General features: G+C 72.2%; 11 protein-coding genes and 1 pseudogene. 8 read left to right on the top strand and 4 right to left on the bottom strand.

All coding sequences use genetic code 11. From position 1 onward, the window contains the following. The coding region (locus VQ03_RS19625) for a cytochrome P450 (protein WP_048452586.1) at positions 1-1,101 on the top strand (1,101 nt) is incomplete at its 5' end. Between the two features lie 81 nt (positions 1,102-1,182). Here the strand turns inward: VQ03_RS19625 and VQ03_RS19620 are convergent. After that, the gene (locus VQ03_RS19620) at positions 1,183-1,449 is read right to left on the bottom strand and encodes a TfoX/Sxy family protein (RefSeq protein ID WP_048452585.1); all 267 of its coding nucleotides are present in this window, start codon (positions 1,447-1,449) and stop codon (positions 1,183-1,185) included. Positions 1,450-1,819: 370 nt separating this feature from the next. On the opposite strand from VQ03_RS19620, the gene VQ03_RS19615 reads away from it, so the two are divergent. From VQ03_RS19615 to VQ03_RS19600, 4 genes are all read left to right on the top strand, one after another. Beyond that, positions 1,820-2,725 carry a carbohydrate ABC transporter permease gene (locus VQ03_RS19615; protein WP_048452587.1) on the top strand — a complete coding sequence of 302 codons (906 nt, stop codon included), beginning with the start codon at positions 1,820-1,822 and terminating at the stop codon, positions 2,723-2,725. Next, on the top strand, positions 2,722-3,567 hold the full coding sequence (locus VQ03_RS19610) for a carbohydrate ABC transporter permease (RefSeq protein ID WP_208605525.1): 846 nt from the start codon (positions 2,722-2,724) through the stop codon (positions 3,565-3,567). Before VQ03_RS19615 ends, VQ03_RS19610 begins: the two co-directional genes overlap by 4 nt. 13 nt (positions 3,568-3,580) lie before the next feature. Continuing rightward, positions 3,581-4,909: an ABC transporter substrate-binding protein gene (locus VQ03_RS19605; protein ID WP_048452583.1), complete on the top strand. Its 1,329-nt coding sequence runs from the start codon at positions 3,581-3,583 to the stop codon at positions 4,907-4,909. Between the two features lie 77 nt (positions 4,910-4,986). After that, positions 4,987-5,814 carry a phosphodiesterase gene (locus VQ03_RS19600; RefSeq protein ID WP_048452582.1) on the top strand — a complete coding sequence of 276 codons (828 nt, stop codon included), beginning with the start codon at positions 4,987-4,989 and terminating at the stop codon, positions 5,812-5,814. A gap of 135 nt (positions 5,815-5,949) precedes the next feature. Here VQ03_RS19600 and VQ03_RS19595 read toward each other — a convergent pair whose 3' ends face one another. Both VQ03_RS19595 and VQ03_RS19590 read right to left on the bottom strand, forming a co-directional pair. After that, entirely contained in the window at positions 5,950-6,615 is a 666-nt protein-coding gene (locus VQ03_RS19595) for a 3-oxoacid CoA-transferase subunit B (protein ID WP_048452581.1), read from the bottom strand. 16 nt (positions 6,616-6,631) lie between these two features. Further along, positions 6,632-7,387 carry a CoA transferase subunit A gene (locus VQ03_RS19590; protein ID WP_048452580.1) on the bottom strand — a complete coding sequence of 252 codons (756 nt, stop codon included), beginning with the start codon at positions 7,385-7,387 and terminating at the stop codon, positions 6,632-6,634. 346 nt (positions 7,388-7,733) lie between these two features. On the opposite strand from VQ03_RS19590, the gene VQ03_RS19585 reads away from it, so the two are divergent. Together VQ03_RS19585 and VQ03_RS19580 are read left to right on the top strand one after the other, a co-directional pair. Then, positions 7,734-9,596: an AsmA family protein gene (locus tag VQ03_RS19585; protein WP_048452579.1), complete on the top strand. Its 1,863-nt coding sequence runs from the start codon at positions 7,734-7,736 to the stop codon at positions 9,594-9,596. 43 nt (positions 9,597-9,639) lie between these two features. Continuing rightward, entirely contained in the window at positions 9,640-10,149 is a 510-nt protein-coding gene (locus VQ03_RS19580; RefSeq protein ID WP_048452578.1) for a hypothetical protein, read from the top strand. Here the strand turns inward: VQ03_RS19580 and VQ03_RS19575 are convergent. Then, positions 10,130-10,849 carry an NAD-dependent deacylase gene (locus tag VQ03_RS19575; protein ID WP_048452577.1) on the bottom strand — a complete coding sequence of 240 codons (720 nt, stop codon included), beginning with the start codon at positions 10,847-10,849 and terminating at the stop codon, positions 10,130-10,132. The genes VQ03_RS19580 and VQ03_RS19575 overlap by 20 nt on opposite strands. A gap of 226 nt (positions 10,850-11,075) precedes the next feature. On the opposite strand from VQ03_RS19575, the pseudogene VQ03_RS19570 reads away from it, so the two are divergent. After that, a pseudogene (locus VQ03_RS19570) lies at positions 11,076-11,412 on the top strand (hypothetical protein); the annotation flags it as partial.

Here is an 11,412-nt window from a genome sequence, read left to right as displayed (position 1 = left end):
GGCGACGCGATCCTGACCGCCGACGGCGCGCGCTGGCGCTGGCAGCGCCGGGCGGCGGCGCCGATCTTCCGGGCCGAGCGCATCCGCAGCTTCGTGCCGGCGATGATCGCCGCCGCCGAGCGCACCCGCGACATCCTGGCCGCCGGTGACGGCGCCGAGGTCGACATCGCCCACACGATGATGCGCACCACCTTCGAGATCATCGTCGAGACGATGCTCTCCGGATCCGGCGCCATCGATGCCGCCCGGGTCGAGAAGGGCATCACCGACTACCTCGAATCGACGAGCTGGGTCTTCGCCCTCACGCTGCTGCGGGCCCCCGCCTGGATGCCGTTCCCGGGCCGGGCCAAAGCCGAGCGGGCCAAGATGTACCTGCGCGACGAGCTCTTCCGCCTCGCCGCCGAAGGCCGCCGCAACGGCACCGAGGGGCGCAACGACCTGATGAGCCTGCTGCTCGCCGCCCGCGACCCGGAGACCGGCCAGGCGATGGACGACCGCGACGTCGCCGACAACCTGCTCACCTTCGTGACCGCCGGGCACGAGACCACGGCGCTGGCCCTCACCTGGGCGTTCTACCTGCTCGCCCACCACCCGGAGAGCGAGGCGCTGGTGGCCGCCGAGGTCGAGGCGGTGACCGGCGGCGGCCCGCTGACCCCGGAGCATGTCGACGCCCTGCCCTATACCCGCCAGGTGATCCTCGAGGCGATGCGGCTCTATCCGCCGGTGCCGGTGGTGGTGCGGGCGGCTTTGCGCGACGTCGATCTGGACGGCGTCCCGGTCAAGGCCGGCACGCCGATCACCATCCCGATCTACGCCGTGCACCGCCACGCCACCCTGTGGGACGAGCCCGAGCGCTTCGATCCCGACCGCTTCGCTCCCGAGGCCGCCAAGGCCCGCGACCGCTACGCCTACCTGCCCTTCGCGGCCGGGCCGCGGATCTGCATCGGCATGGGGTTCGCGCTCAGCGAGGCGGTGGCGATCCTGGCGGTGCTGGTCCGCTCGTTCCGTTTCTCGCTGCGGCCCGGCTACCTGCCGGTGCTCAAGCAGCGCATCACCCTGCGGCCTGCCGAGGGGATGCCGATGCGGGTGACCCCGCGCTGAGAGCGGCCTGCGGCGCTGCGTTCCCGCTCCCGCGGGAACCGGCCCGGCGACGCCTCCCCCGCGGCGGCGAAGCCGGCGGGATCACGCGGCCGTGCGCCCTGCCCTGAGCCGCGCCTGCGCCCGGGCCGCGGCCTGCGCCGCCGCGCAGGAGAACGGCGCGCCGCCCTCGTCCGCGAAGGACGCGGTCTCCTCGGGGGCAGGCTTCAGGTCGAGCACGCCGCGCGGGCTGAGCCCGAACATCAGGCCGTCGCGAAACAGCCCGAGCCCGCCGAACATCCGGCGGATCGAGACACCGCCGAGGGGCGCCAGCATCTCCTCCAGGCAGGCGCAGTCCGCGTGTTCCGGCATGGTGATTCGCCCTCGGGGTCTCTCCGGCCGAGACTTCCCGTCCGGCCGCGCGCCGGCAAGCCCGATCCGGCCCTGTCGCACGCGACTCAAGTCCCGAACGTCATCGCGGCGATGCGGGGGCGATCCACAAGATCTTGCTGACCCGGACCGGGCCCCTGCCAGCGAGGGTTGTCGTTGAGCCGGTTCGATCCCGCCTCGCGCAACTTGCCGTGATATCGCCGAAGCGCTCGCCGGGGCCGGGATCAGGGCGGCCGGGGGCCGGGAACACGGTCCAGGCCGGATGCGAATTCATCCGCCTGTCACGAAACCGCACGATGACGCGCCGGTCACGACACGTCCGGCGGCCCCTTTGACCCACGTCCTCGATACGATGCCGGCGGCCTCCGCGGCCGAGCCCTCCGCCCCGCGGCGGCCCTGGGCCGGCCTGCTGCTGCCCCTCGCGCTGCTCAGCCCCTCCCTCGTCTTCCTCGCCCTGTTCACCTACTGGCCGGTGATCGAGGTTCTGTGGGACGCCACCCACGCGGTGACGCGCCGGGGCACCCGCTTCGTCGGGCTCGACAATTTCACGGCGCTGTTCGCCGACCCGACCTTCCGGCGCGCCCTCCTCAACAACGCCCTCTACGCCCTCGGCACGGTGGTCCCGAGCCTGGTCCTGGCGCTCGCCTTCGCCCTGGCGCTCAACGGCGCCGGCCGGGTGCGGGCGCTGATGCGGGCCCTGTTCTTCCTGCCGGTGATGATCCCGCTCGTCGCGGCGGCCGCGCTCTTCCTGTTCCTGTTCCTGCCCGGGATCGGCCTCATCGACCACCACCTCGCCCGGCTCGGGCTCGCCGGCGCCAACTGGCTCGGCGATCCGGACCTGGCGCTCGGCGCCATCACGGTGCTGACCGTGTGGAAGAATGCCGGCTACTACATGCTGTTCATCCTGGCCGGCCTGCAGGCGATCCCCGACGAGGCCCGGGAAGCCGCCCTCCTCGACGGCGCCGGCCCGTGGCAGCGGCTGCTATACGTGACCCTGCCGGCTTTGCGCCCGACCTTCGCCTTCGTCGGCGTGATCGCGCTCCTCAACGCGGTGACGCAGGTCGACCACGTCTTCGTGCTGACCAAGGGCGGGCCCTCGGACGCGACGAAGCTCCTCTTGTTCTACATCTACGAGCAGGCGGCCGAGCGCTACGATGCCGGCCGCGCCGCCGCCGCCACGGTGGTGACGCTGGCGCTGCTCGCGGGCTTGACCGGCCTGTCGCTCGCCCGCGGCCAGGGCCCGGAGGCGGCCCGATGAGCGCTCCCCCCTCCGGTCCCGTGACCCGGGAGGTCACGCCTCAAATCGTGCGCTGGGCCGTCGCCGGCCTCGCGCTGGTCTGGGCGGTGCCGTTCTGGTGGATGCTGGTGGCGGCGTTCCGGCCGGCGGGCTCCACGGCCGACGCCTCGCTCCTGCCCTCGCTGGCCCCGACGCTCGCCAACTTCGCCGAGGCCTGGGCCTCGGCCGATTTCCCGCTCTACTTCCTCAATTCGGTCGCGATCTGCGCCGGCATCCTCCTGGTGCAGCTCGTCACCGCCTCGCTCGCCGGCTACGTCTTCGCGCGCCTCGAATTCCCGGGCCGCGGCCTGCTGTTCGGCCTGTTCCTGGTGCAGCTGATGCTGGTGCCGGTGGTGCTGCTGGTGCCGAACCTGAAGACCATCGCGGCTTTGGGCCTCTACGACACCCTGCCGGGCGTGATGGTGCCCTACTGCGCCACCGCCTTCGGCACCTTCCTGATGCGCCAGAGCTTCCGCGAGGTGCCGCGCGAACTGGAAGACGCCGCGATGATCGACGGCGCCGGCTGGTGGGCGCGCATCCGCCTCATCTACCTGCCGCTGACCAAGCCGGCGCTGGTGGCCTTCTCGATCGTCTCGGTCACCAGCCACTGGAACGAGTTCCTGTGGCCGCTGATGGTCATCAACTCCCCCGACAAACGGCCCCTCACCCTGGGTCTCGCGAGCTTCACGCTCAGCGCCGAGGGCATGCAGGCCTGGGGGTTGATCGCGGCCGGCACCTTCCTGGTCAGCCTGCCGCTGCTCGCCGCCTTCCTGATCTTCCAGCGCCGGTTCGTGAACAGCTTCCTCGCCTCCGGCATCAAGTAGAGGACGACCACAGATGATTTCCTGGTGGAAGGGCGCCGCCCTCGCCCTCGTGGCAGCGGCCGGCCTCGCCGCGCCGCTTCCTGCGCAGGCGACCGATATCGAGCTGTTCTTCCCGGTCCCGGTGGACGGGGCGCTCGCCCGCAACATGTCCGGCCTGATCAAGGAGTTCAACGACTCCCACCCGGACATCAAGGCGACCCCGGTCTTCACCGGCTCCTACGACGACACGCTCCTGAAGACCCGCGCGGCGATCAAGGCCGGCAAGCCGCCGGCCGCGGTCATCATGTCGGCGAACTTCCTCACCGACCTCTCCATCGAGCGCGAGATCGTGCCGATGGACGACCTGATCCAGAAGGAGGGCAAGAGCCAGGACGCCTTCATGGGCCAGTTCTTCCCGGCGCTCCTCCCCAACGCCGTGATCGACCGCAAGGTCTACGGCGTGCCGTTCCACAACTCGACGCCGCTGCTCTACATCAACGCCGATCACTTCAAGGAAGCCGGCCTCGACCCGGACAAGCCGCCGCGCAACTGGGCCGAGCTGGTTGACGCCGCCCGCAAGCTGACGAAGCGCGAGGGCGACCGCACCACCCGCTGGGGCCTGATGATGCCCTCGAACTACGATTACGGCGGCTGGATCCTCGAAGCCCTGACGATGTCGAATGGCGGGCGCTACTACAACGAGGAGTATGGCGGCGAGGTCTATTACGACACCCCGACGATGCTCGGCGCCCTCACCTTCTGGTCGGACCTGGTGCACAAGGCCAAGGTGCACCCGGCCGGCGAGCAGAAGGGCCCGGCGGTGACCGGCGCATTCCTGGCCGGCCAGGCCTCGATGATGATCATCTCGACGGGCTCGCTCACCTTCATCCGCGACACCGCCAAGTTCCCGTTCCGGGTCGCCTTCGTGCCGATGAACGTGCGCCAGGCGGTGCCGATCGGCGGCGCCTCGCTGGTCCAGCCGGCCGGCCTCTCGCCCGAGAAGCGCGCCGCCGGCTGGACCCTGATCCAGTGGCTGACCTCGCCCGAGAAGTCGGGCTGGTGGAGCCGCGCCACGGGCTACTTCGCCCCCAACAAGGCCGCCTACGACCTGCCCGAGATGAAGGCCTTCCTGGAGAAGAACCCGGACGCGAAGATCGCCGTCGACCAGCTCGCCAACGCCAAGCCGTGGTTCGCCACCTACCGCACCGTGCCGGTGCGCAAGGCGATCGAGGACGAGCTGCAGGCCGTGCTCTCGGGCAAGCGCCAGCCGAAGGAGGCGCTCGCCGCCGCCCAGAAGGCCGCCGCCGCCCTGATGCGCCCCTATGTCGAGGACACCGCCCTGCGCCTGCCGGGCGCCGAGTGATGGCCTCGACCTGACGCGCGAACCCGTCCCGGGCTTGGCCCGGGACGGGGCATCTCTGCTCCCGCCGGACAACCCCCATGCTCATCGCCCAGATCACCGACCTGCACGTGCGCCCCCGCGGGCTGCCGGCCTACCGGGTCTCCGAGACCAACAAGATGGTCGCCCGCGCGGTGGCGCACCTCATCGCCCTCGATCCCCGGCCCGACCTGGTGCTGATCTCCGGCGACCTCACCGATTGCGGGCTCGCGGAGGAATACGAGGAGTTGCGCGGCCTCCTCGCCCGCCTGCCGATGCCGGTCTACGTGGTGCCCGGCAATCACGACCGGCGCGAGACCATGCGCGAGGCGCTGCCGGCGGCCTGGATGCCCGGCGCCACCGGGAATTTCGTCCAGTACAGTGTCGAGGATCACCCGGTCCGCCTGATCGCCCTCGACACGCTGGTGGCGGGCGCGAGCCACGGCGCCCTCTGCGCGCAGCGCCTCGGCTTCCTCGAACGGGCACTCGCCGGTGGCGACGGCCGCCCGACCCTGGTCTTCATGCACCATCCGCCCTTCGCCTGCGGCCTCGTCCACATGGACGAGATCCGGCTCCTGGAGGGGGAAGAGGAGTTCCGACGGCTGATCGGGCGTGAGACCTGCATCGAGCGGATCCTGTGCGGCCACCATCACCGGCCGATCCTGACCCGCTACGCCGGCACGCTCGCCCAGATCGCCCCGAGCGTCACCCACCAAGTCGCCTTCGACTTAGGCCCGGAGCACGAGGGCGCCCTGGTCTTCGAGCCCCCGGCCTACCTGCTCCACCGCTACACGCCGGAGACGGGAATCGTGAGCCACATGGTCTATGTCGAGGCGTTCGACGGGCCGTATCCGTTCGTGCTGGACGCCGCGTATCCGGGGCAGCACTGATCGAGCCTGCCCGGCTCCCTCGGCGGAGCGGGCAACCTGCATCGTCATCCCGGGTTCCGCTGCGCAGCCCCGGGATGACGCAAGAAGGTGTCGACGGTGCTGTTCGTTCTGCCTGCTCGCGCAGGCAGTCCTTTCTCAGCTGTTCTTCAACGCCACGCGATACTGGCCTTGAGTCTTCGCTCGCACCTCGTCCTCGGTGACGCCGTCGGCGAGTTCCACCAGGCTCATGCCGCCGTCACCCTTCTTGTCGATGGTGAAGACGCCGAGATCGGTGATCACCATGTCGACCACGTGGGTGCCGGTGAGCGGCAGGTCGCAGGCTTCGAGCAGCTTCGGCGATTCCGAGCCGTCCTTGGCCTTGGCGACGTGCTCCATCACCACCACGACCTTCTTGACGCCGGCGACGAGGTCCATCGCGCCGCCCATCCCCTTCACCATCTTGCCGGGGATCATCCAGTTGGCGAGATCGCCGTTCTGGGCCACCTGCATCGCGCCGAGGATCGACAGGTCGATGTGGCCGCCGCGGATCATCCCGAACGAGTCGGCCGACGAGAAGTAGCTCGTGGTCGGCAACTCGGTGATGGTCTGCTTGCCGGCGTTGATGAGGTCGGGATCCTCCTCGCCCTCGTAGGGGAACGGGCCCATGCCCAGCATCCCGTTCTCGGACTGGAGCTGCACCGACATGCCGTCGGGGATGTAGTTCGACACCAGCGTCGGGATGCCGATGCCGAGATTGACGTAGAAGCCGTCCTCGAGCTCGCGGGCGGCGCGGGCCGCCATCTGGTCGCGCGTCCAGGCCATGATCGTCTCCCTCTCCTTAGATGGCGCCGCCGCCCGTCGGGGCGGGCGCGGGCTCGGCGTTCGGCGCGGCCTCGACACGCTTGCGGGTGGTGCGCTGCTCGATGCGCTTCTGCGCGTTCGGGACGTGGATCATCCGCTTCACGAACACGCCGGGCGTGATGATGTGGTCCGGGTCGATCTCGCCGGGCTTCACCAGGTGCTCGACCTGCGCGATGGTCATGCGCGAGGCCGAGGCCATCATCGGGTTGAAGTTGCGGGCGGTCTTCCGGTAGACGAGGTTGCCCTCGGTGTCGCCCTTCCAGGCATGGACCAGCGAGACGTCGGCGAACAGGCCGCGCTCCATCACGTAGATCTCGCCGTCGAACTCCCGGGTCTCCTTGCCCTCGGCGATCAGGGTGCCGACGCCCGTCTTGGTGAAGAAGGCCGGGACGCCGGCGCCGCCGGCGCGAATGCGCTCGGCCAGCGTGCCCTGCGGGTTGAACTCGATCTCGAGTTCCCCGGCGAGGTACTGCTTGGCGAAGGTCTTGTTCTCGCCGACATAGGACGAGATCATCTTCTTGATCTGGCGAGTCTCGAGCAGGACACCGAGGCCGACGCCGTCGATGCCGGCATTGTTCGAGATGACCGTGAGGTCCTTGGCGCCGCTCTCGCGCACCGCGTCGATGAGGACGTCGGGAATGCCGCACAGGCCGAAACCGCCGGCCATGATCGTCATGCCGTCCCGCAGGACGCCCGCCAGGGCGGCCGTGGCGTCGGGGTATACCTTCTTCATCCCTCGTTTCCTCAAATTCTGGCACCGCCGGGGCTGAAGCGCCCTCGGTCCCGCACGGATGCGGCGCCTCGCCGCCCTGTTTAGCATTGTTGCGCCGCCACACCACCGGGCAGCGCAGGAAAATGTCCCGCTGCGGGAGGGGTGGCGAGCCCCGCGGGGGCGGGAAAAGCCCTGCCGGGGTGGGAAAACTCGTCCGGCGGGAAAATCCTGCCGGGGAGACAAGCCGCGCGCGAGGGATTATACGAGGCCTGGGAAGGCGTATGCCGCCGGCGGGCCCGAGGGGCCGGCCGGAGCGGCGGCCCGGGGGGGCGCACGAGTTCTCGTCCACGCCGGCAGCCGGAGAGCGATGTCGCGCCGAACCACCCTGGCCCTGAGCGGCGCCGCCGTCATGGCGCTCGCGCTCACGGCCGCCTCCCTGTCCTGGACGATCGCCGCTCCGCGGGCGGCCGCCTTCGCGGAGCGGGACCTGGCGCGGCGCTACGGCCTCGGACTCGCGGTCGCGGGCCCCGCCACCCTGACGCTGCTGCCCGCCCCGTCCCTGCGCTTCTCCGGGGTGCGGCTGCGCCGCGGCGGTCACGACCTTGTCGCGAGCGAGGGCCTGCAGGTGCAGCTCGGCCTCGCCGGGCTCCTCGCCGGCCGGGCCGAGATCACCGGCCTCGTCCTCGAACGGGCCCGGATCGCCGTGCCGGACGGTGCGGGGAGCGACTGGACCGAGCCCGCCGCCAGGCTCGCCGCGCGGGTCGCCGCGGGCCGCGGCCGGCACCTGCGCCGTCTCGTCCTCGTCGACGCGACGCTCTCCCTGCGCGATCCCCGCACCGGCCATCCCGAGACGGTCACCGGCCTCAACCTGGTGGCGAACTGGCCGCGCCCGACCGCCGGCCTCGACCTCTCCGCCGCCTTCACCTGGCGCGGCGTGCCGGCGACCCTGGCCCTGTCGGGCCTGCGCCCGCGCGAGCTGGCGGCCGGCGCCGAGACGCCTCTCAGCGCCGCCCTGACCTGGAACGGGGCCGGTGCAGGGGGAGCCGAGGGCAGCGCCGAGATCGAGGGCACCCTGTTCTGGGCCCGGGAGACCGCCGGGGACGCGGCCAGGGACCTGCCGGAGGCCGCCCCGAAGGAGACCTCCGGCGCAGGCCTGCGCCTGTCCGGCCAGGGCCGCTTCGCCACCCCTTCCCTGCCCGGCACCCTGGCCTGGCTCGAGATCGCGCCCGGCCCCGCGGCGCTGGCCGGCCCGGTGAGCCTCGACGGACGCTTCCTCGCCCGCCCCGGCGGCGTGGAATGGCCCGAGATCCGGGTGCGGGTCGGGGACAGCCAGCTCGAGGGCGCGGGCGCCGCGTCCCTGGTGCGGGGGCGGCTCGCCGTCACCGGCACCCTGGCGGCCGAGCGGATCGACTTCTCGGGCCTTCTGCCCAAGGCGGAACTCCTGCCCGAGGCCGGGCCCGGAGGCTGGAGCCGGGCGCCGCTCTCCCTCGACGGGCTGACCCGCGGCGACCTCGACCTGCGCCTCTCCGCGGCCTCCGCCCGCCTCGGCCCGGTGGAGGCGCAGGACGTCGCCGCCGGCCTCCTGGTGCGCGACGGCACCGTGGAGGCGACGCTGGGACGGGCCACCGTGCAGGGCGGCACGGTCAAGGGCCGCGCCGCGCTCGCCGCCGTGCCGGCGGGCCTCGACGCCCGGCTCCAGGGCAGCGCCGACCGGATCGACCTCGGCGGCCTCTTCGCCGATCTCGGCTGGCCGCGCTGGATCCTCGGCCGGGCGCAAGGATCCGTCGCCCTCGACGGCACCGGATCGAGCCTCGCCGACCTCGTCGGGCGCCTCACCGGCCGGGCCGCCGCCACGGTCGAGGGCGGGGAGATCCTGGGGCTGAACCTCGCCGACCTCGCCCAGCGCCCCGAGACCGCCGCCACCGCCCTGCGCCGGGGCGGCCGCACCCATTTCGAGCGCGCCCGGATCAGCCTGACGGTGAGCGACGGCGTCGCCGAGATCGGCCAGGGCCTGGTCCGCGGCGCGGCGCTCACCGCGAGCCTCGGCGGCCGGGTCTTCCTGGCCGAGCGCCGCCTGGGCGCCGAGGCCCGGATCGAGCCCCAGCCCGACGGGCGGTCCTCCGGGGGCTTCGCCATCGAGGGCCCCTGGCTGCGCCCGACCCTGCGGCCCCTCGCGGCCCGTCTCCCATCCCCGTCCCTGCCGGCCGCCGCCAGCGCCTACGCGCCCTGACCCGGGCGCCACCGAACATCGAGGAGCGCCCGTGACATTCCGGATGCGACAGAGCCGCGCCGCCCTGTGGGCCGGGGCGGTCGCCTGCCTCACCGCCCTGCCCTGTGCCGGCGCACCGGCGCAGCCGGCCCAGCCGGTTCCGGCGGCGCCCCCGATGCCGGCGCCGGCCCCGCCGGAGGCGCCGCCCGGCGCGAGCCCGGGCGGGTTCCCGGCGCTCCCGGCGACGCCCTATTTCCGGGTCGTGCCGACGAACGAGGCCCGCACCATCGGGTTCTTCGCCAGCCTGTTCCCGGATTGCTCGCCCCAGGGGCCGGTGGTGGCCCGCCTCGTCGACGGGCCGAAGCACGGCAGCGTGCGCTTCACCGCCGAGCCGTCCTTCCCGCGCTACGCCCCCGGCTCGCCCCTCGCCGCCTGCAACGCCCGCAAGGTCGAGGGCCTGAAGATGACGTTCGAGGCCGCGGAAGGCTACGAGGGCCTCGACGCCTTCCGGGCGCTGATCATCTATCCCGACGGCTCGGCCACCAATCTCGACGTCAAGGTCTCGATCCGCTGAACGTCGTCAGGAGATCGTCCACGAAGCCCGGCACCGCCCGCGTGGCCGGGCCGTAGGTGGCGGCCTCGAACAGGCCGGCGGTGTCGGAGGGGGCGAGGTTGACCTCGTGGGTCGGGATCCCGGCGCCCCGCGCCCGGGCCACGAAGCCCGCTGCCGGAAAGACCGCCCCGGAGGTGCCGATGGCGACGAACAGGTCGGCCGCGTCGAGGGCCCGCGCGATCGCGTCGAGATGGAGCGGCACCTCGCCGAACCAGACCACGTCCGGGCGCATCCCGCCCCTCCGCCCGCAGGCCGGGCAGGCCGTGTCGACGGAGAGGTCGTCCGCCCAGGGCCGGCTCTCGCCGCAGGCGGTGCAGCGCGCCCGCAGCAGCTCGCCGTGCATGTGGGTGACCGCCCGGGAACCGGCGCGCTCGTGCAGGTCGTCGACGTTCTGGGTGCAGAGGAAGAGCCGGCCGCCGCGCGCCTGGAGGCCGGCCTCCAGGCGCGCGAGCGCCGCATGGGCGGCGTTGGGCACCGTCTCCCGCACCCCCTGCCGGCGCAGGTTGTAGAAGGCGTGGACCTCCTCCGGCTCGTCGGCGAAGGCCTCGGGGGTGGCGAGCCGCATCGGGTCGAACCGGTGCCACAGCCCGCCCGGATCCCGGAAAGTGCCGAGCCCGCTCTCGGCCGAGATCCCGGCCCCGGTGAGCACGAAGACGTTCACGCGCGGTCCTCCCTCCGGCCCGTCGACTGGGACACGATTGTGTCAAACCTCGCGCGCGGCAGAACATTGCCGGCGCGAGACCACCCGCATGCCGTCACTGTGACATTTGTTGAGACTTTATCAATTCTTGGCATGGACAATCCCTATCACCCATCCTAAGTGAGGATCGTGCCCGCGCGCATGGCCGCGGGCGACTGATTCCGAACAGATCGCTTCAGGACATTCAATGACGCGCCACCGCGCGAAACCGTCATTCACGGTCGAGATCAAGCGCAGCCGCACGACTCCCCTGACCGACAGCGAGCGGCCCCAGAGCGAGCGCCCCGCGAGCAAGCCCCCGGCAGGGCTGTCCAAGCCCCCGGCAGGGTTGTCCAAGCCCCCGGCGGGGCTGACCAAAGCCCCGGCGGCCGAGGCCGAGCAGCGGCCCGCCTCTCCCGGCCGCAGCCTCTGGGCCGGCACCGGCCTCCTGGAAGAGGCCGCCGCCGCCGCGCAATCCGGCCGCTTCGACCCGCCGGACCTCCCGATCTTCGCCAAGGCTCCGGTCGCCAAGGCTCCGGTCGCCA

It is taken from the genome of Methylobacterium tarhaniae (assembly GCF_001043955.1).
Classification (GTDB): domain Bacteria; phylum Pseudomonadota; class Alphaproteobacteria; order Rhizobiales; family Beijerinckiaceae; genus Methylobacterium; species Methylobacterium tarhaniae.
Note: the sequence above shows the minus strand (reverse complement) of the source record. Positions and strands in the feature narration are given on the sequence as shown.

What these genes read in the sequence shown, in the direction of transcription:
- VQ03_RS19620 (WP_048452585.1), bottom strand. Translation starts at nt 1,449, where the DNA reads ATGCCGGAACACGCGGACTGCGCCTGCCTGGAGGAGATGCTGGCGCCC.
- VQ03_RS19615 (WP_048452587.1), top strand. Translation starts at nt 1,820, where the DNA reads ATGCCGGCGGCCTCCGCGGCCGAGCCCTCCGCCCCGCGGCGGCCCTGG.
- VQ03_RS19610 (WP_208605525.1), top strand. Translation starts at nt 2,722, where the DNA reads ATGAGCGCTCCCCCCTCCGGTCCCGTGACCCGGGAGGTCACGCCTCAA.
- VQ03_RS19605 (WP_048452583.1), top strand. Translation starts at nt 3,581, where the DNA reads ATGATTTCCTGGTGGAAGGGCGCCGCCCTCGCCCTCGTGGCAGCGGCC.
- VQ03_RS19600 (WP_048452582.1), top strand. Translation starts at nt 4,987, where the DNA reads ATGCTCATCGCCCAGATCACCGACCTGCACGTGCGCCCCCGCGGGCTG.
- VQ03_RS19595 (WP_048452581.1), bottom strand. Translation starts at nt 6,615, where the DNA reads ATGGCCTGGACGCGCGACCAGATGGCGGCCCGCGCCGCCCGCGAGCTC.
- VQ03_RS19590 (WP_048452580.1), bottom strand. Translation starts at nt 7,387, where the DNA reads ATGAAGAAGGTATACCCCGACGCCACGGCCGCCCTGGCGGGCGTCCTG.
- VQ03_RS19585 (WP_048452579.1), top strand. Translation starts at nt 7,734, where the DNA reads ATGTCGCGCCGAACCACCCTGGCCCTGAGCGGCGCCGCCGTCATGGCG.
- VQ03_RS19580 (WP_048452578.1), top strand. Translation starts at nt 9,640, where the DNA reads ATGCGACAGAGCCGCGCCGCCCTGTGGGCCGGGGCGGTCGCCTGCCTC.